The following is an 18,285-nucleotide window of genomic DNA, read 5'->3' as shown; positions in this document are numbered from 1 at the left end:
CGGTCCGTTCCGGCCGGCCGTCACCACCCGGCTACTCCGCCGCGGTCGTCAGTGCCAGCGCCGCGTCCCGGACGTCGGGATCACCGTGGCGCCGCACCGACCGCAGGAGCGTGCGCCACTCCTCCGTCCAGCCGGTGCGCCGGCCGAGCGCGCCGGTGACGGCGACGGCCAGCAGGCCGGCGGCGTGGCCGCCCTCCGCCGCGAGCCGTTCGGCGGCGAGGAGCAGTACGAGCGGGTCTCCTGGGGGGCGCCTCACGCCGAGGCGGTCGCGGAGGGCCGCCGCGGTGCGCACCGCCAGCGCCGGGCGTCCGGAGTGCAGCTCCACGAGTCGTTCCAGCCCGTCGAGGAGTGCCGCCGCGGGGGCGTCGAGGTCGAGGGCCTGGACGGACAGATGGGCGGCCTGAGGCACGAAGCCGTCCGCCCTGCCCAGCAGTCCGGCCGCCCGGACGGCCGTCGCGCGATGCTCCCCCGCGACGCCGGCCGTCACCGCGGCCGAGAGCCGTGCCACCACGTGGGCGATCCGCTGCCGGGCCGGACGGTCCCGCTCGCCCTCCGCGTCGGGCCGGACGCCGGTCTCCCCGTCCTCTTCCTCGGCCGCGACGAGGCGAGCCAGCGCCTGCAGGAGCGGCTCGGCGCCGCCCGCGGAGGCGCCGAGGGCCACCAGCCCGTCCGACGCGGCACGCCAGGACGTGCGGTTGTCCAGGTCGACGGCGGCCGTGAGCAGCAGGTTCCCGGCCTCGGGGTACCACGGTGACCAGCCCGCGAGCAGTGCCGTGGCGGCGTCGGCGGTCTCCCGGTGAGCGCTGCCCGCGACCTGTCCGACCAGCCGCCCGTAGCGGCTCCGGTCGTCCTGCCCGAGCAGGTACGGCGGGACACGGAGGACCGCGGCCCGGGTGACCGGCGGGCCGCCGGCGGCCTGTTCGAGCAGTCCCCAGGCGGCCGGTGCCGGCAGCAGACCGGTGGCGGCGGACACACAGGCCGCCTGCACGTCGGGATGCTGCCCCGGCTGACCGGAGACCGCGGAGAGGATCGCCGCCGCGGTGTCCAGGGACAGCCGAGAGGCGGCGAGCCGGACGAGTTCCTTGCGACTGGTGACCTTGGCGGTGGGAGCGGACGAGGCGTCATCGGCGGGGAGCAGCGTGGAGCGCAGGACCGCCTCGAGCCGGGAAGGGGCCACGAACGACGTCACCCGGGAGGCCGCGTAGAGCGCGACCCGTGCCCTGTCGTCCGCGGCGCGGGCGAGGAGGAGGGGGAGCGCCTCATTGGGACGGTCCGTCCAGGCGAGCGAGCCGAGGGCGGCCTCGGCGAGGACCGTGTCGGTGGACCCGAGGTAGCGGCTGACGAGCCGGAGGCCCAGTTCGGGGACCCTGGCCGCCGCGCGGATGTGCCCCGTCCGCTGGGAGGCCGGCAGCGAGGCGTCACCCGCGGCCCGGGCCAGCAACCGGCCGGCGGCCGCCTGCTGGCGGGGCAGCCAGGCTCCGATGGCGTCGACGGGCGGCACCCAGCGGCTGCCGGGTGTCAGGAAGCGCCCATAGGGCGGTGTCTCGCCGAGGACGAGGTCCAGCAGATCGGTTCGCCGCCGGGTCAGTACCGACAGCACGCGGGGCAGTACGGCGGCCGACGCCTCGAACTCCACGACCCGGCCGACCCGTTCCTCCCGCGTCGACGGGTCGTCGAGCCACAGGTCCACGGCGCGGATCACGGTCGCGTTGTCGCCGGACCGTACGGCCCGCCACAGGAGTTCCTGGAGTTCGGGCAGACGCTGGGCACGCCGCCCGAGGGCCCGCGCCAGGGCGAGGGTCAGCGAGTGGTCGGCCTTGTCCGCCCCGGCTTCCAGCCACGGGCGGAGTGCGTCGAGGACCTGCACCTCCTGTCCCCGGCGCAGCGTCGTGTCGAGACGGCCCATGGAGGCGCCCCCGGTGAGCCCGCAGATGCGCTCGAGCGTGGACAACGCCCATTCGCACAGAGCGCGTTCACCGGTCACCGCGTGTTCCCTCAGGACCGTGAGCGCCAGCTCGGACAGTGCCTGCCGGCTCCGCGGTGAGCTGTCGCGTGCCTCGACGGCGTCCGTCGTGATGCGGTCGAGCAGCGGGGCGTCCGTTCCGGAGAACAGCCGGGGCGGGGTCGAGGCGAGGGCCACGAGCGCCGGGGAGCGGACGGGATCCTGCTCGTTGCGGAGCCGCTGCAGATCGTCGAGCACCTGAGCGACGGCCGCGCTCTCGCCGGAGCGGGCCGCGTTCCGGACCAGCAGGGCGTACGCCGACGCCCGGTCCTCCGCCGCCGGTCGGCGCGTGTCGGCGAGCAGGCGCGGCCGGGCCTCGGCGGGGGACAGGTGAGCCACGGCGGACAGCACGACGACCCGGGCGGCGCCCCGCTCTTCGGCCTGGACGGCCATCCGCCGCGCTTCGCGCCGCGCCCTGTCGCGGGGCAGAGCCTCGAGGAGGCTGTCGCCGAGGGTGTCGTGGCCCGGATCCCTGCCGTCGTTCACGGCGTCGTAGAAGACCTCGCGCCTGCTCGGCGGCAGAGCCCGCAGCAGACGGGCCAGGGAAGGCGGCACGTCGCTCCACGCCCGGCCGAGGCCGACCAGCTCCTGCGGAGCGAGCCGTCGGGCGAGCCGGACCAGGGCCGACCGGGACAACGGTCCGTGCGCCGGGGGACCGTGCCGTTCCGGTGCCGTGAGCAGGCGGACGGTCCTGCCCGGTGCGGCCTTGAGCAGGGGTGCGAGGCCGGCGCTCACGGGGCGGGGCAGTTGCGGTGGGCAGTGCTCTTCCAGCAGGTCCAGGACGCGCAGCGGACGCTGCTCCGCGGTGACGGTGAAGACCTCCGCGTTCCGCCACCACCAGGAGTGCCGGGACTGCGCCGGCAATGTGGCGAGCTGCCGCGCGACCTCGTCGAGCACCAGGTCGGGATGGCGGAGGGCGAGCGCGTTCCAGCGGGTCACCGCGAGGAACAGGTCCGGCAGGAGCCGCTCCACGGTCGCGGCCCCGCACGCGGGGAGCAGCCGCGCGGCCTCCGCGTCACCCCATGCCTCCCGTACGGGCTCGATCAGCCGCTCGGCGAGTGTGGTCCGCCCGCCCGCCACGACGACGTCGGCGATCTTCCGTCGCACGGCGGCCGGGGCGTCGTCCATGGCCCGTTCGAGCGCCGCGTCGCCGATGGGGAGGCGGAGGGAGGCCTGCAGCGCATGGCCGCGGACGACGGGGTCGGGGTCTGTGAGCCGGGCCTCCAGGAAGGCGACGTCCCGTCCGACGGCCGCGGCGATGCCGGCGAGCCGGCGCTCGTACGTCCCGCGCGCGTCCAGTTCGTCGAGGAGCGGACGGAGCGGGCTCCCGCCGCGGTCCTCGTCGCGGACGACGGCCCGCACCCAGGCCGCGAGGGCCCTCATGCGGGCGGGGTAGGCGAGCGGGTCGAGGGCGGCGCAGAGGCCGTCGACACCGGCGCGGACGCTGTGGGGCTCGATGGGCATGCCGGTCATTGTGCTGCCACCGGGCTGCCGGGTCGTACGGGTTTTCGTACGCCGCGGGCGTCCGCCGCGACCTGCGTCTGCGGGAGATCGGGCTCGCTCACACCGGCATTGACGGTGGAACAGAGCCGGATGCCGGGGAATCACCCGCAGCCGCCGGTTGCGGCGGGCGCGCGCCACCCACGAAGGGCGGGCGTGGCCACCGGCCATCTGCACCCGCGGACGGCAACGAGACCCAAGGCACCGGAAACACCACCCGCTCCGGCGCCTGAACCCCAGCCACCCACCCACCGCACCGCGTCGAGAGGGCCGCCCCACCCTCCCCAGCCGCAGCCCGCCGCGTTGCGCCCGAAGGGCGCGAGACGGCGGGGCAGCCGAACGCGGGCAGGCCGCCACACCAACCCCTCCCCGACCAGAATGGCTACGGCACCGGTTGCGGGGGCCGCGGCCCCACATAGTGGCCGCTCGGGCGCATGCGGAGCGGGGGTTCCTCGTACTCCTCCAGGGCGTGGGCGATCCAGCCGGCGGTCCGGGCGACCGCGAAGGCCGTCTCGCCGGCCTCCGGGACCATGCCGGCGGAGACGGAGAGCACCGCGAGGGCCAGGTCGACGTTGGGGTGGGCCGGGGCATGACGGGCCGTCGTCGCGGCCACCTCGTGGGCGGCGGCCAGCGCTCGGGCCGCGTACGGCACGTCCTCGAGCAGTCGGAGGAGCATGGCCGCGCGTGGGTCCTCGGCCCGGTAGAGGCGGTGGCCCAGCCCCGGGACGGGGCCGCCCGCGCGCAGGTGGTCGGCGACGACGGCCGCCGCGCTGCCGCGCACGAGGACCTCGGCCAGCATGCGGTGGGCGAGGCCGCTGGCGGCGCCGTGGAGGGGGCCGTCGAGGGCGCCGAGTCCGGCCGACACCACGGCGTACGGGTGGGCGCGGGCGGAGGCGGCGATGCGCACGGCGAGCGTCGAGGCGGCCAGGTCGTGGTCGATGAGCAGGACGAGGGCCGCGTCAAGCACCCGCAGTGACGCCTCGTCGGCCGGCCGGCCGGTCAGCCGTGACCACAGCCGCCAGGCGAGCCGGCCCTCACCCCGGTGCGCGGTCCCGGCCGCCGGGAGGGCGCGCACCAGCGTGGGGATCAGGCCGCGGGCGGCGCCGAGCACGGCTTCGGGGGAGAGGTCGAAGCGCAGCGGGTCCGCCACGGCCGCCGCGACGGCGGTGGCCCGCAGCCGGTCCATCGGGCCGCTGTGCCCGGGCAGCGCCGCGACCGCACGCCGGGCGGCGGCCAGTGCCTGCGGCGGCGCGGTGAACCGCACGCCGCGGCTCAGGTCGCCGGTCCACAACCACTCCGCGACCTCCTCGTAGCCGTACCGCTCCGCCAGGGCCGTCGCGTCGACCCCGCGGAAGTAGTGGCGGTCCCCGTGGATGAGGGTGACGGCGGTGCGGACGGCGCTCGTGGCGTCGTCCTCGGGAGGCTGCTGCGCGGCGCGCCGGTTGCGGCGCGCGAGGGCGTCGACCTCGCCGGGGTCGAAGGTGCTGCCCCGCCCGCCGGGCGCGCGCCGGCTGCCCAGCAGGCCGCGGCTGACGTAGGCGTACACCGTCTCCGGCTTGACCCCGAGCCGCTCGGCCGCCTCGCGGGTGCTCAGCCGTTCCTCCGTCGTCATGACTCCATCCCATCACACATTGACTGAATCAATATTGACGAGGATTGAATCAATGGTGGATGGTCTGGTCAATGTCGAGTCGTACGCAGCAGGACCGGAGGACCACCGTGACCGTCACCCCCGCCACCCCCGTCGCCCCCGACGTACCCCGCGGCCTGAAGGGAGTCGTCGTCACCGAGACCGCGCTCGGCGACGTCCGCGGTACCGAGGGCTTCTACCACTACCGTCAGTACTCGGCCGTGGACCTGGCGCAGAGCCGCACCTTCGAGGACGTCTGGCACCTGATGCTGCTCGGCACGCTGCCCGACGCCGCCGGGCGCGCCGCCTTCGCCCGGCGCGTCGCCCCGCTGCGCCGGCTGCCCGGTGCCGTCCGCGACGCGCTGCCGGCCGTCGCCCGCGCCGGCGCCCTCAGCGGTCCCCTCGCCGGGCTGCGTTCCGCGCTGTCCCTGCTGGGCGCGGCCGAGGGTTTCCGCCCGCTGTACGACGTCGAGCCGGAGCGGCGGCTGTCCGACGCCCTCGCCGCGACCGCCGCCGTGCCGACGCTGCTGACGGCCCTGCACCGGCTCGGGCAGGGCATGGAGCCGGTCGAACCGCGCGACGACCTGCCGTACGCGGCCAACTACCTGTACATGCTCACCGGCGAGGAGCCCGACCCGGCCCATGCGCGGGCCGTCGAGCGCTATCTGATCTCCACCGTCGACCACGGCTTCAACGCGTCCACCTTCACCGCCCGCGTCATCGCCTCGACCGGCGCCGACCTCGCGGCGTGTCTCACCGGTGCCGTCGGGGCGCTGTCCGGCCCGCTCCACGGTGGCGCGCCGAGCCGCGCCCTGGACACCCTCGACGCCATCGGCACCCCGGACCGCATCGACCCGTGGATCCGTGAACGCGTCCTGGCGGGCGAGCGCATCATGGGGTTCGGCCACCCCGTCTACCGCACCGAGGACCCCAGGTCCCGGATGCTCAAGGGGATCGCCCGCTCCTTCGGCGGCCCGCTCGTCGACCTCGCCGTTCAGGTCGAGGCGCGGGTCGAGGCGATACTCGCCGAGCTGAAGCCCGGCCGCGAACTCCACACCAACGTCGAGTTCTACGCGGGCGTCGTCATGGAGTTGTGCGGCCTGCCGCGCGAGATGTTCACCCCGACCTTCGCCTGCGCCCGCGTCGTGGGCTGGTGCGCCAACGTCCTGGAGCAGGCCGAGGACAGCAAGATCATCCGCCCGGCCGCCCGCTACGTCGGTCCGGTGCCGCCCCAGCCGGTGCCGGCGGCGTGAGCGTTGCGTGGCCGGCCGCTCGGGCCTGCGCGGCGAACGCGTCGAGGAGGAGGCGGCCGAAGCCGCGGCGCCGCAGGGGCGGGCAGGACATGGATGCCGATCAGCGTCGCCGTGCCGTCCGTGCCGTCCGTGCCGTCCCTGTATCCGTGGGCGTCCACATCATCGAGCCGCCCGGTTCTCCGTCGGCTTCCAGGACCAGGGCGCGGTCCAGGCACTCCACCCGCAGGGCCAGGTTGCGGCCGATCGCCCCGGTCCAGGCCGCCTCGGCGGCCGGTTCGGCGGTACGGATGCAGTCGCGCTCCCACCGCAGCAGATGCGGCAGGTCGGCGGGCCGTGCGGGGCGGGTGACGGCCGCCGGTCCGGGGCTGCCGGGCATGGTGCCACCGTAGGACCCATGCCCCGCCGGCCGGCGACCGGGCCTCCGCTACTCCCGGCCGGCGGGTTTGCGGTCGACGGGGGTGACCGGGGTGAGGGTCTCCTCCTGGGTGCGGCGGGGGCCGGACCAGGGCGCGGGGACCGCGTCGAAGAGGTAGGCGAAACGGTAGGCCAGGTCCTCGTAGTTGACCCGCCAGCCGCGGAAGTGCGGCCACGCCTCCTCGGCGGTCCGCTCCAGCGGGTAGCCGTTGGCCGCCGCGTGGGCGACGGCCGCGGCGAACTCCTCGTACGGCAGCCGGATGGCCGCGTCGGGCGAGGGATCGGCGTCGTACGGGATCCGCCAGATCCCGGCGATGTCCCGCAGGCAGACGAAGCCCGCCCGCAGGGCCAGCCGGGCCTCGGCCTGCGGGCGCCCGGGGTTGAGGGCGAGCTGCATGGCGGCGGCGTCCATGACGGCCAGCAGGGCGATCAGCCAGCTGCGGTCGGGCTGCGGGGAGCGGAACCGGCTGAGCACCGTGTAGCTGGTGTGGCTCTCGCTCACCTCGGCCGCCCACCGCTCCCAGTTGCGGAACAGTTCGGTGAGGCTGTCGGTGAGCCCGATCTGGGCGTAGCGGGCGAGGATCTCCGGCCCCCAGGGCGGGTTGCCGGCCCGGGCCTGCAACAGGGTCACCTCCGCCTCGCGGCGGGAGTACGCGGCGTACAGGGTCGGCAGGTAGCCGATCTGGAGGCCGATGGTGATCGGGCCGGTCGCCGCGGCGATGAAGTCGATGACGGTGAGGTCGACGTGGTGGCTGCTGGCGAAGCCCAGCGTGAACAGCGACGAACCCGCCTCCCGCAGCGCGTCGAGCGGGTCGAGGTCGCTGACGGCGGCCTGCAGCATGGCGTAGCCCGCCCAGAACGCGACCAGCCAGCCGATGAGGTTGGCGAGGATGGACACCGCGGCCACCGGTACGAGGACGCGGTCCTTGGCCTCGGGCGTGCGGCAGCGGTCCGCGACGAACTGGAAGGGCAGGTGGACCGCCATGTGCACCAGGCGCGTGAAGCTGGACCGGGTGGGCCGTGGGATCACCAGCGTGCGCAGCACCGACGAGAAGGTGCCGGCCACGAGGAGCGCGCCGAGGAGACCGGTCAGGACACGCACGGGAGTTCCCTCCCCGGCCGGTTCACAGCACCCGCCGGCGGACCAGCGCCGCCAGCACCAGCACACCGGGGAGCAGGGGCAGCCATACGGTGACGATGCGGTACGCCAGCACCGCGGAGGTCGCCGCCACCCCGGTCGCCCCGGCGGTGACCAGCGCCAGGACCAGGGCCACGTCCAGCGAGCCGAGTCCGCCCGGCGTCGGCAGCAGGGCCGCCGCCACGCTCCCCGCCAGATACGCCACGGCCACGTGCGCGGCCGGGACCGGAGCGTGGAGCGACCGCACGACCGCGACCAGCACCGCGGCGTGCATCACCGGGAAGGCCAGGGAGCCCGCCCACAGGGCCGCCACCCGCGCGGAACGGCCGTGCACGGCCCGGACGTCGGTGGCGACCGTACCGAGGAACGAGCGCACCGTGCGGCGGATGTGGCGCACCGACAGCAGGACGACCAGGACCAGGCAGAGCGCCGTTCCGGCCACCAGCGGGAGGGTGAGGCCGGGCCGCCCGGGTACGACCTTGCGCATGTCCAGGGCGTGCGGGAAGGCCGCCAGCAGGACGACCAGCAGCCCGATCCGCACCACACAGGCCGCCAGCGCTCGCACGGTCAGCGCGGCCGCGGAGCGGCTGGGCGACAGGCCGCAGCGCAGCAGGAAGCGCAGGTTGACGGCGTTTCCGCCGACGCCCGCGGGGAGGATGTGGTTGGCCGCCGAGGCCGCGAACTGGGTGGCCAGCAGGCGTCCCGGGGGCAGTTGCTCCAGCACCGCACCCTGCTGCGCGGCCGCCGAGCACACCCAGGCGAGCAGTGTCGCGGCGCCGGCCGCCAGCAGCCACTCGGCGTCGGCGGAACCCAGCCGGTCGGTACCGGCGTCGACCATCGGCCACTGCCGCAGGACGATCAGGGCCACCACCAACAGCGGTGCCACACCGACGATCTGACGCACTGGGAGGCGCCGCCACATGCCGTTCGTGCCCTTCCGGTCGCCGCGGTCGCCCGCGCTGCCGTGAGGCGCTCCCCGGCGCAGCCCCTGCCGTACCTACGCATGACCATACGGTGCGGCGACCCGTACCGCTCATCCGGCGGCGCGTCCGGCCCTCCCGTGGTACTGGACGGGGCGGACGCGCCGACCGCGTGGACGGCCGGAGCGGCCTCCTGGAGCTGTAGCGGTGGCTCGCGCCGGGGGCGCGACTCGTCGTCGAACCACGCCGCGCCGGTGGCGAGGTAGCGGAAGCGGCGCACACCGGCCGGGTTCCCAGCCGTTGAAGTCGCCGACCACGCTCACGGTGCCGGGCGGTCGGTCGGCGGGCAGGGCGAAGGTGATCCGCGTCTTGTGGCCGAACGGCTCGGTGCGCCTGAGCATGGGCCCTCCCTGCGGTTCCGGACGAGGACGGACGAGGGGCGGACGAGGGGCGGAGGACGGCGTACGGTGCTCGGGCGCACCCGTTCTTCCGGTGTTCCGGTGAACCTCACATACCGACTGGTCGGTGTTACGGGATATCGTGGCCCGGACGACGTAGGACGTACGCGGAGGGAGTCGCGGTGCGCGCGATCCAGATCACCGAGTTCGGCGGGCCTGAGGTGCTGCGGCAGGTCGAACTGCCCGAACCCGTGCCGGGGCCGGGGCAACTGCTGGTCGAGGTCTCCTCGGCGGGCGTCAACTACGCCGACACGCACCTGGTGGAGAACTCCTACCTCTCCAAGGCCACCCTGCCCCTCGTGCCCGGAGCCGAGGTGGTCGGGCGTACCGCCGAGGGCCGCCGCGTCGTCGCCCTCACCGACAACGGCGGCTACGCCGAGCGGGCCGTCGTCGAGGAGTACCTCGCCCACGACGTGCCCGAGGGCGTCACCGACGGCCAGGCGCTCGCCCTGGTCGTCCAGGGACTCACCGCCTGGCATCTGCTGCGCACCTCCGCCCGCATGGCCGAGGGCGAGTCCGTGGTCGTGCACGCCGCCGCGGGCGGCACCGGCTCGCTCGCCGTACAGCTCGCCAAGGAGTTCGGCGCGGGACGGGTCATCGCCACCGCCTCCTCCAAGGAGAAGCGCGACCTCGCTCTGGAGCTCGGCGCGGACGTCGCGATCGAGGCGGACTCCACGGACGCGGCGGGGCTCAAGGAGCGGCTCGTCGAGGCCAACGGCGGCAGGAAGGTCGACATCGTGCTGGAGATGACCGGCGGCCCGGTCTTCGACGCCTCGCTGGCCGCCCTGGCCCCCTTCGGCCGCCTGGTGACCTACGGCCTCGCCTCCCGGGTCCCCCCGACCCCGGTCCAGGCCGCGCAGCTCATGGGCCGCTCCCGGGCCGTCGTCGGCTTCTGGCTGATGCACTGCCTGGGGCGCCCCGGCATGTACCGCGAGCCGATGGCCGAGCTGCTGGCCATGACCGCAGACGGACGGCTGAAGCCCCAGGAGGGCGGCAGCTACCCGCTGTCCGAGGTCGCCCGCGCCCACGAGGACCTGCGGGCCCGCCGTACTTACGGAAAACTGACGCTCGACCCGGCGGGCTGACCGCTGCGGGCCGGCCGCGCCCGCGCCCCGCCGTTCGCCTCCGCGCGGAGGCACAATCGACAGCGGAGCACGAAGCCGCGGCCGGCGGCCCGAGGAACGGGAGGGGCCATGGACAGGACCCGCTTCGCCCCCGACCGGGGGCTGACCACTCGCATGGTGGTCACCATGTTCATGATCGGGCTGCTCTACGTCGTGTTCGTGGGCGTCCTGCTGGCCCTGCTGCGGGGTGCCTGGCCGCTGATCCTGATCGTCGCGGGCGGGCTGTTCGTCGCCCAGTTCTGGTTCAGCGACCGGATCGCCGCCTTCAGCATGGGCGCCCGCGAGGTCACGCCCGAGCAGGCCCCCGAACTGCACGGCGTCGTCGACCGGATCTGCGCCCTGGCCGACATGCCCAAACCCCGCGTCGCCATCGCCGACAGCGACGTCCCCAACGCCTTCGCCACCGGGCGTAACGAGAAGGCGGCCCTGGTGTGCGCCACCACCGGCCTGATGCGCCGGCTGGAGCCCGAGGAGCTGGAGGGCGTGATCGCCCACGAACTCTCCCACGTCGCCCACCGGGATGTGGCGGTCATGACGATCGCCTCCTTCCTGGGCGTCCTCGCCGGGGTGGTCACCCGCATCGGCCTGTGGGGCAGCCTCGGGCGCAACAGCCGGGACCCCGGCACCGCGATCGTGGTCATCCTGATCCCGCTGGTCAGCGCGCTCGTCTACTGCGTCAGCTTCCTGCTGACCCGGATGCTGTCCCGCTACCGCGAGCTGTCCGCCGACCGCTCCGCCGCGCTGCTCACCGGGCGGCCCTCCGTCCTGGCGTCCGCACTGACCAAGGTCTCCGGCCAGATGGCCCGCATCCCCACCGAGGACCTGCGCAAGGCCGAGCCGTTCAACGCCTTCTACTTCGTCCCCGCCCTCACCGGCGGCCAGAGCCTGGCCCAGCTGCTCTCCACGCACCCCACTCTGGAGCAGCGGCTGCAGCAGCTCGGCCGGATCTCCGTCGAGTTGGGACGCCGCTGATGGGGTTCCTGGACGCGCTGCTCGGCCGCAGCAAGCCCGTCAGGCCCGACCTGGACCAGTTGTTCGGGCTCCCCTCGGCGGCCGTGACCCTGGAGGCCGCTGCCGGATTCCGTCCCACCGGTGTGGGCTCGGTGTGCTTCGCCGCCGTGGAGGGGGGCGCGTTCGCCGAGGTCCAGCAGGACGTGCGGGCGCTCCTCGACATGGACACCGGCCAGGGCGCCGTCCCGGTGGAGTCCGTCCGTGACGCGTACGGGTACAGCTGGCTGGTCGTCCGGCGCCCGGCGCAGGACCTGCCGGTCCTGGTCGGCGACCTCCACGCGGTCAACTCGGCGCTGGAGGGGCACGGCTTCGGCCCGCAGCTGCTCTGCTCTCTGGCCGCCTTCCGCGACGGGGAGGGGCGCTCCCTGGCGCTGGTCTACCTCTACAAACGCGGCTCGTTCTATCCGTTCGCCCCGCTGGCGGGGGAGAAGCGCGACAACCCTCTGGAGCTCCAGGTCAAGGCGCTGCTCGGCAACGACCTGCGCCTCGAGGAGGACCTCGGCCGCTGGTTCCCGCTCTGGGGCGCGCCGGGCCTGGGCGACTGAGGCCACGGGCGGGAGGCGCCGGAACCGCCCCGGGGTCGGGGGCCTCAGCCTCCGGCGAAGACACCGATGCCGTTGGCGACGAGGCGCTCCGTGCCGCCGGCCGGGTGGTTGCGGACCTTGACGGCGGGTGCGCCGGGGGCGCGGGTGACGAGGGTGGAGGAGCCGCCGCCGTCGAGGTTGACGGCCGCCTGGGCGCCGATGCCGGACATCAGGGAGGCGAGTTCGAGGACCGTGAGGCCGGCGCCGGACTCGGCCTTGCCGTCCAGGGCCAGCAGGTACATCACCTGCCCGCCCGCGCCGTAACCCGCCGCCGTGCGGGTCGCCGCGACGCCGTTCTCCAGCCCGGCCAGCGGAATTCCACCGCGCAGGATCGGACAGCCCCCGACCGCGAAGCGGTAGCCGCCGCCGTACCCGGAGGCCACCAGTCGCTGCCGCACGTCGACCGCGTCGCCGGGCTCCAGCAGGCGCAGCGCCTCCGCGCCCGCCTCCCGCCCGACGAGGACCACCGCGTCGGGCGGGATCTCGCCCTCTCCCGGCCGCTCGGCGACGTCCACGACCTCGCCCTGGCTGACCGTGACCTCGTAGGTGTCGTCGCTGCACGGCGCCCCGCGCTTGATGTCGTCGCCGCAGGCGGCGCGGAGCCGGGAGGCGCCGCCCCAGTCGGAGGTGTACGCGCCCACGCCGCCGACCGGCAGCGCGTACTGGTTCAGTCCGTCCAGCGCCACCGTGCCCTCCTCGAAGCCGACCGAGCCCGCCAGCCGGAGCCGGTCGAGCCGGGCGACCCCGTCGGTGCCGACCGCGAGGACGTCCTCGGTCGACGTGCCGGGCGGGAGCCTGGGCCCGAAGCGCTGGCCCAGGGGCACCGCCGACTTCAGGGTCCGACCGGCGGCGATCGCCGGGCCGACCGGGGCACCGGTCGCGGGCACCCCGGGGTGCTGGCTCTCGCTCATGTTGAAGAAGTCGGCGTTGATGCCGCCCACGGCTCCGGCGGCGTTCGCGAGCCCCGAGACCTTGCCGCGGCCGGCGACGACGCCGGGGTGCAGCAGGTCCACAGTGACACCGGGACTGCGCAGGTCCACCGTCAGCAGATGCCCGCGGGCCGTGCCGTGGGCGCCCCGGTAGGTGAACGTCCGGTAGTCCACACCCGGGACGAGCAGGGTGGTCGCGCCGTAGCGCAGTCCGTCACCGGCGACCGCGGCGACGGCGCCGCTCGTGCCGCCGAGCAGCGCGCTCCACGCCAGCACCACCGAGATCGCCAGGCGCACCCGGCGGGGTCGTCGAGTCACGTCGCTCCAGCCCGGAAACCGATTACCTGACGAAAGGTCAATGGTTGCCCGGACCGGCGGGGTTGTCGCACCACCACGCCGTGTACGAGGGGATCCGACTCGATACGGTGAAAAGCCGGAGGGAAAGGGGCAGGCCGAGCGGGGTCCGGCGGCCCTTTCGCACAGACCGCCCCGGTCGCCCCGGTCGCCTCAGCCGGGGAAGGCGTAGACCGTGGTCGCGTGCGCCGCGGGCTCGCCGGCACCTTCCGGGGTGAGTTCGATGTCGATGAACGCCAGCCGCCGCCCGAGCTTGGTGACCCGCGCGGTGACCAGGACGTCGGTGCCCATGACGGCCCGCTGGAAGGTCGTCGACTGCTGGACGGTCGTCATGGGCCCGTAGCCGCCGCGCGCCGCCGACACCGCGATCACGGTCGCCGTGTCGGCGGCGGCCATCAGCGCCTGGCCCGACAGCGCGCCGCCCTCCCGGGCCAGCCGGTCCGACCACGGCAGCCGCAGCACGGCGTGCCGGTCCCCGGTCTCCTCGACGGCGAGCCCCAGGTCCTGCACCCAGGGCGCGAAGTTGTCGGCCAGGACCTTGTCCGCCTCGGCGGTGGTGATCGTCACGGCGGACATTCTGACCCACCGTCGGGGGCGCGCACCAGGGCGCGAGGGGCCACGGGCGCGTCCGGCCGCTCGTCGCATGCGGCGTACATGCCGTTGCGGGTATATAGCCTCGGGAGTATGTTGGGGAACGTGTCCATACCCTTCGACGTGCTGGCCGAGCCGACGCGGCGGCGGATCCTCGATCTGCTCCTGGAGCGCCCCCGTCTCGTCGGCGAGCTCACCGAGCACCTCGGCCTCAGCCAGCCCGGTACGTCCAAGCACCTGCGCGTGCTCCGCGAGGCGGGCCTGGTCCGCGTGCGCGCCGAGGCGCAGCGCCGCTGGTACGAGCTGCGCCCCGAGCCCCTGCGGGAAGTGGACGCCTGGCTCGCGCCCTACCGCAGGCTGTGGGGCACCGGCCTGGACGCGCTGGAGCGGCACCTGGACGCCATGCCCGACGAGATGGAGGAGCCATGACCACGGACACCGGCGAGACGCTGACCACCGCGGGCGGCCGGACCGCGCTGCGGATGGAGCGGCGGCTCGCGCACCCGCCGGAGAAGGTGTGGCGGGCCCTGACCGAGCCCGGGCACCTGTCGAAGTGGTTCCCCTCCGACGTGGAGATGGAGCCGCGGGTGGGCGGCAAGGTCCGCTTCCCGTTCCGGCACGGAGAGGGCGAGACCATGGAAGGCGAGGTCGTCGAGTGGGACCCGCCGCACGTCGTCGCCTACACCTGGGACGAGGACGTGTTGCGCTGGGAGCTGGTGCCGGAGTCCCTGGGCTCCGTGCTGATCCTGACCCACACCTTCGCCGACCGCCCCGGTGCCGCCGGCTTCGCGGCCGGCTGGGACGCCTGCATCGCCGGCATCGACCCCGAGCTGGCCGGCGAGCCCCTGCCCGCGCCGGGCGACATGAAGGCGGCCCACGAGCGTTACGTCAAGGAGTTCGGCCTCGACCGCGGCACCGCCGAGGAGCTGCCCGTCGGCTGGCAGGTCCGCTTCGAGCGGCAGCTGACCCAGCCCGTGGCGACGGTGTGGAAGACCCTGCTCGGCGGGGTGGCCGCGCCCGAGGTCGGCGGACCCGTGCCGCGCGGCTTCGTCGTGGGCGACTTCGCCGCCGGGCCGGTGAGCGAACTGCGCCCGCAGGAGGTGCTCGCCTACCCCTGGGACCTCCACGGCCGCCACGAGGGCACCGTGCGCTGGGAGCTGACCCGGGGCACGGGGCACGGTGCGCGGCTCGTCCTCACCCAGACCGGTGTGCCCGAGGTGCCCGCCGCCCTCGCGCTGGACGTCTGGCGGGACCGCGTGGAGAGCCTCGCGGCGAAGCTGGCCGCGATGCCCCGCTGACCGGTGGACGGCACGGCGCCCGCCCTCACAGGCGGTCCCGTGCCTCCTCCAGGAACTCACGCGTGGGCCCCGCGGGCAGCGCCTGGGCGCTCATCCGGTCCAGGGCCTCGCGGAACCGCGAGACGTCCTCGCGTTCGTCGAGGTAGACGGCGCCGATCAGGCTCTCCGCGTACGCGATGTCCGGCAGCTCCGGCAGCGGGAAGCGGAAGATGTGGAACGGCCCGTACATCGCCGGGTGCGGCCCCGAGGCGAAGGGCATCACCTGCAGCCGCACCTGGGGCATTCCGCACGCCTCGATCAGCTTGTCGATCTGCCGGCGCATCACCTCGGGCCCGCCGATGGGACGTCGCAGCACCGTCTCGTCCAGCACGACCCACAGCAGCGGCGGGTCGTCGCGGGTGAGCAGCGCCTGCCGCTGCATGCGCAGCGCGACGCCGCGCTCGATCTCCTCCTGCGAGGCGTGCGGCCGGCCCGCGCGCAGCACGGCCTCCGCGTACTGCGGGGTCTGCAGCAGCCCGGGGACGTAGTGCGGCTCGTAGGCGCGGATCAGCTCGGCGGAGCCCTCCAGGCTGACGAAGGCGCTGAACCACTCCGGGAGCACGTCGCGGAAGCGGTGCCACCAGCCGGGGCGGTTGGCCTCGCGGGCCAGCTCCAGGAAGTTGGCGATCTCGGCGGGCGCGGTGACGCCGTAGGTGAGGAGCAGCTTCTCCACGTACGGGATCCGCAGGCCCACCTCGGCCTTCTCGATGCGGCGCACCGTGGCATGGGTGACGTCCAGGGCGCGGGCCGCCTGCTCGTAGGAGAGCCCGGCCCTCTCCCGGAGGTCCTGCAAGCGTCTGCCGAGTACCACCCGCAGTACGGTGGGAGCGCTTGCCGCCCGCGCTTCAGTCACGGTCAATCTCCTCCAACACCGCTGATCCCCGCGTAGTTTGTCATGACGTCAGGGCGCCGCACAGCATGTTGGCGACGCTTTGCAAAGCGCAGAACGCGCCACGCCGCGGCGTCGTGACGGAATTGACGGGGCATCAGGCGAGTCGGGCGCGGCCGCGGACCCACCCATGACGGGTTGACGCCGGGCGCGGCCCTCGGGCAGGACCGTTCGGGCGGCAGCCGACGTACGCGCAGTCGGCCACCGCCCCGGCCCCGGTAGCACGCGGGACCCGGGCCGGGGGTTCTGGCGCGGGGCGCGGCTCACCAACCGGGGGGTTCGAGATCGGCTGCCTCCTGCCCGCCCCGGTCGGTCCGCGCTCCGGCGGCCACCGTGGGGGCGGTCAGATCGTGGACCGCGGACCGGAGTTCGGGGTGCGCGTGGAGGTGCCAGCCACCGGTCAGCGCCCGGCGGAGATCCCGCAGCGCGCTCTCGGCGTCGGTGCCCCTGGCCAGGTGGCTGTAGACGGCGGCGACGGCCGGGGTGCGGCTCTGCCCGGCATGGCAGTGGAGCAGGACCCGCTTGCCCTCCTGGCGCAGCCGCAGCACCTGGCGGGCGGCCTGGTCCACGACATGGTGGAGGTTGGCGTTCGCTCCGTCGCTGTCCACCAGCCAGACCCGGACCTGCTCGACGCCGGTGCCGGGCAGGAGCGGGTCGGAACCGACACGGCAGAGCGAGACCACGGCGTCGACGTCGACCGGCTCGGTGCCCTGGGCCAGGGCCAGGTTGCCCAGGATCACCCCGTCATCGTGCGGGTGGGGGATGGCGAAGCCGGGGTGACCGCCGGCCGGAAGACGCGGGGCCGAGGGCCAGCCGGCGTCGTCGTCGTTCCCGCCCCGGGCGGTGAGCACCGCCAGCCGGACCAGGTCGGCACCTGTGAGGCCCGGCCAGCCGTTGACGGCCCGCTGCCACTCCAGAGGGATGCCGGAGCAGCCCCATCGCGCGCCGAGCAGGGCACCCGCGATCGCCGCGACGGTGTCGGTGTCGGTACCGGCCCGCACCGCCGCCTCCAGGGCGAGGCGCAGGTGCCGGGCCGGGAAGCCGCCTTCGGCGGGGTTCAGTTCGGGAACGGCGGTGCGGGTGATGGCCGACCATGCGGCCTGGAGCGCGTGGACGACCCAGCCGTTGTTGACGAAGTGGTGCGGCGGGTGGGCCTCCGCCTCGTCCAGCCGCTTCGCCCACGTCTCCCGGCGCTCGGGCGGGAGCAGGGCCAGGCCGTCGCGCACGCCGTCGAAGGTGCCGTGCAGCACCGCGGTGCGGATGCCGGAGCACCACAGCACGCAGGCGTCGGCACAGTCGGGGTCGGGGTGGGTGAGCGCGCCGACGGCGATGGCGGCCTCGGCCATCGCGGCGGGGTCACCGAGGTGCGCGAGCGCCACGATCCCGGTCCGCATCAACGAGCCGTTCCCCGCGCTGCGCGCGTTGCCGGCGGTGTACTCGCGGGCGGCCTCCCGCAGCGCCGCGCCCGCCGACCCGGGTGCGCGGGCGGCGATGCTCAGGACCAGACTGGTCTGGTTGCCGACGTCGCTGGCGCCATCGCTCAGCCAGCGCTGGAAGTTGGCGGCGATCGCGTCCAGGGCCTCCGGGTCGCGCAGATCCGCTCCGGCCGCCGCCACCTGGGCGATGCAGACCTGCATCTGGGTGTCGTCGGAGTACTCGCCCGGCTGGTACGGCCCCAGGCCGCCGCCGATCATCCGCGGCTGCTCATCCTCACTCAGCGTCGCCTTGAACTCGTACGGCACGCCCAGCGCGTCGCCCACGGCCGCGCCGAGCAACACCCCGGCGGCCCGGTCGGCGGCCCGTGCGTCCAGGTGGGGATGGGGTACGGGGGCGTGGGCCACGGGTGTCCTCCAGGAGATCCGGCGGCACGTGCGGGACGGGCCGAACGGCGGGTGCCGGGGCGAGCGCCGTCCTGGTTCGAATGCGGCGGTTCCGGGGCATCCCCGGACTGCCGGTTCAGGAGGGATCTCCGGCGTGATGCGGCGTCAGCCTCGCATGAGGACCCCCTTATCGTCAATGGGACACTATGGATGCCGGGGGTGGCCGGCATGGTCCTGCGAGCCTGGCGGTGGCGGGGTGGACGTCTTGTCTGACGACCCATCGGATCGCTCGGTCGAGCCGGACGAGAGGGGTGACCGCGGACGTTCGCTG

General features: G+C 74.8%; 15 protein-coding genes. 6 read left to right on the top strand and 9 right to left on the bottom strand.

The features are described from left to right. Positions 1 to 31: 31 nt before the first annotated feature. Positions 32 to 3,466, bottom strand: a complete 3,435-nt coding sequence (locus OIE69_RS07920) for a hypothetical protein (RefSeq protein ID WP_326571230.1) — start codon at positions 3,464 to 3,466, stop codon at positions 32 to 34. 418 nt (positions 3,467 to 3,884) lie between these two features. Next, on the bottom strand, positions 3,885 to 5,114 hold the full coding sequence (locus tag OIE69_RS07915) for a citrate synthase (protein ID WP_326571229.1): 1,230 nt from the start codon (positions 5,112 to 5,114) through the stop codon (positions 3,885 to 3,887). Between the two features lie 71 nt (positions 5,115 to 5,185). On the opposite strand from OIE69_RS07915, the gene OIE69_RS07910 reads away from it, so the two are divergent. Beyond that, positions 5,186 to 6,385: a citrate synthase/methylcitrate synthase gene (locus OIE69_RS07910; RefSeq protein WP_326571228.1), complete on the top strand. Its 1,200-nt coding sequence runs from the start codon at positions 5,186 to 5,188 to the stop codon at positions 6,383 to 6,385. 100 nt (positions 6,386 to 6,485) lie between these two features. Here the strand turns inward: OIE69_RS07910 and OIE69_RS07905 are convergent, their stop codons facing one another. The 3 genes from OIE69_RS07905 to OIE69_RS07895 are packed head-to-tail and all read right to left on the bottom strand — an operon-like array spanning position 6,486 to position 8,823. Next, positions 6,486 to 6,761, bottom strand: coding sequence for a hypothetical protein (locus OIE69_RS07905; RefSeq protein ID WP_326571227.1), 276 nt, complete (start codon positions 6,759 to 6,761; stop codon positions 6,486 to 6,488). A 48-nt stretch (positions 6,762 to 6,809) separates the two neighbouring features. After that, on the bottom strand, positions 6,810 to 7,901 hold the full coding sequence (locus tag OIE69_RS07900; RefSeq protein WP_326571226.1) for a hypothetical protein: 1,092 nt from the start codon (positions 7,899 to 7,901) through the stop codon (positions 6,810 to 6,812). 22 nt (positions 7,902 to 7,923) lie between these two features. Further along, complete coding sequence (locus tag OIE69_RS07895; protein WP_326571225.1) at positions 7,924 to 8,823, bottom strand: lysylphosphatidylglycerol synthase transmembrane domain-containing protein; 900 nt, start codon at positions 8,821 to 8,823, stop codon at positions 7,924 to 7,926. A gap of 614 nt (positions 8,824 to 9,437) precedes the next feature. Between OIE69_RS07895 and OIE69_RS07890 the strand changes: the two genes are divergently transcribed. From OIE69_RS07890 to pspAB, 3 genes are all read left to right on the top strand, one after another. Continuing rightward, a complete protein-coding gene (locus tag OIE69_RS07890; RefSeq protein ID WP_326571224.1) occupies positions 9,438 to 10,400 on the top strand; it encodes a quinone oxidoreductase family protein in 963 nt (320 codons plus the stop codon). 108 nt (positions 10,401 to 10,508) lie between these two features. Next, positions 10,509 to 11,411 carry a zinc metalloprotease HtpX gene (gene htpX, locus OIE69_RS07885; RefSeq protein ID WP_326571223.1) on the top strand — a complete coding sequence of 301 codons (903 nt, stop codon included), beginning with the start codon at positions 10,509 to 10,511 and terminating at the stop codon, positions 11,409 to 11,411. Then, the gene (pspAB, locus tag OIE69_RS07880; RefSeq protein WP_326571222.1) at positions 11,411 to 11,995 is read left to right on the top strand and encodes a PspA-associated protein PspAB; all 585 of its coding nucleotides are present in this window, start codon (positions 11,411 to 11,413) and stop codon (positions 11,993 to 11,995) included. Before htpX ends, pspAB begins: the two co-directional genes overlap by 1 nt. 44 nt (positions 11,996 to 12,039) lie before the next feature. Here the strand turns inward: pspAB and OIE69_RS07875 are convergent, their stop codons facing one another. Together OIE69_RS07875 and OIE69_RS07870 are read right to left on the bottom strand one after the other, a co-directional pair. Continuing rightward, positions 12,040 to 13,281, bottom strand: a complete 1,242-nt coding sequence (locus tag OIE69_RS07875; RefSeq protein ID WP_326571221.1) for a phosphodiester glycosidase family protein — start codon at positions 13,279 to 13,281, stop codon at positions 12,040 to 12,042. A gap of 189 nt (positions 13,282 to 13,470) precedes the next feature. Continuing rightward, entirely contained in the window at positions 13,471 to 13,884 is a 414-nt protein-coding gene (locus tag OIE69_RS07870) for a PaaI family thioesterase (RefSeq protein ID WP_326571220.1), read from the bottom strand. Positions 13,885 to 14,013: 129 nt separating this feature from the next. Between OIE69_RS07870 and OIE69_RS07865 the strand changes: the two genes are divergently transcribed. Beyond that, positions 14,014 to 14,337: an ArsR/SmtB family transcription factor gene (locus OIE69_RS07865; RefSeq protein WP_326571219.1), complete on the top strand. Its 324-nt coding sequence runs from the start codon at positions 14,014 to 14,016 to the stop codon at positions 14,335 to 14,337. Further along, positions 14,334 to 15,206, top strand: a complete 873-nt coding sequence (locus OIE69_RS07860) for an SRPBCC family protein (RefSeq protein WP_326571218.1) — start codon at positions 14,334 to 14,336, stop codon at positions 15,204 to 15,206. The genes OIE69_RS07865 and OIE69_RS07860 overlap by 4 nt, the downstream gene beginning before the upstream one ends. Before the next feature lie 25 nt (positions 15,207 to 15,231). Here the strand turns inward: OIE69_RS07860 and OIE69_RS07855 are convergent, their stop codons facing one another. Both OIE69_RS07855 and OIE69_RS07850 read right to left on the bottom strand, forming a co-directional pair. Further along, positions 15,232 to 16,098, bottom strand: a complete 867-nt coding sequence (locus OIE69_RS07855; protein WP_326571217.1) for a helix-turn-helix domain-containing protein — start codon at positions 16,096 to 16,098, stop codon at positions 15,232 to 15,234. 299 nt (positions 16,099 to 16,397) lie between these two features. Continuing rightward, positions 16,398 to 17,975: an ADP-ribosylglycohydrolase family protein gene (locus OIE69_RS07850; RefSeq protein ID WP_326571216.1), complete on the bottom strand. Its 1,578-nt coding sequence runs from the start codon at positions 17,973 to 17,975 to the stop codon at positions 16,398 to 16,400. Between the last annotated feature and the right edge of the window lie 310 nt (positions 17,976 to 18,285).

The organism is Actinacidiphila glaucinigra, assembly GCF_035918135.1.
GTDB classification, from domain to species: Bacteria; Actinomycetota; Actinomycetes; order Streptomycetales; family Streptomycetaceae; genus Actinacidiphila; species Actinacidiphila glaucinigra.
This window is presented reverse-complemented; position numbering and strand designations above follow the sequence as displayed.

Coding starts and splice junctions, on each gene's coding strand:
- OIE69_RS07860 (WP_326571218.1), top strand. CDS start 14,334: ATGACCACGGACACCGGCGAGACGCTGACCACCGCGGGCGGCCGGACC.
- OIE69_RS07920 (WP_326571230.1), bottom strand. CDS start 3,466: ATGCCCATCGAGCCCCACAGCGTCCGCGCCGGTGTCGACGGCCTCTGC.
- OIE69_RS07905 (WP_326571227.1), bottom strand. CDS start 6,761: ATGCCCGGCAGCCCCGGACCGGCGGCCGTCACCCGCCCCGCACGGCCC.
- OIE69_RS07910 (WP_326571228.1), top strand. CDS start 5,186: ATGTCGAGTCGTACGCAGCAGGACCGGAGGACCACCGTGACCGTCACC.
- pspAB (WP_326571222.1), top strand. CDS start 11,411: ATGGGGTTCCTGGACGCGCTGCTCGGCCGCAGCAAGCCCGTCAGGCCC.
- OIE69_RS07915 (WP_326571229.1), bottom strand. CDS start 5,114: ATGACGACGGAGGAACGGCTGAGCACCCGCGAGGCGGCCGAGCGGCTC.
- htpX (WP_326571223.1), top strand. CDS start 10,509: ATGGACAGGACCCGCTTCGCCCCCGACCGGGGGCTGACCACTCGCATG.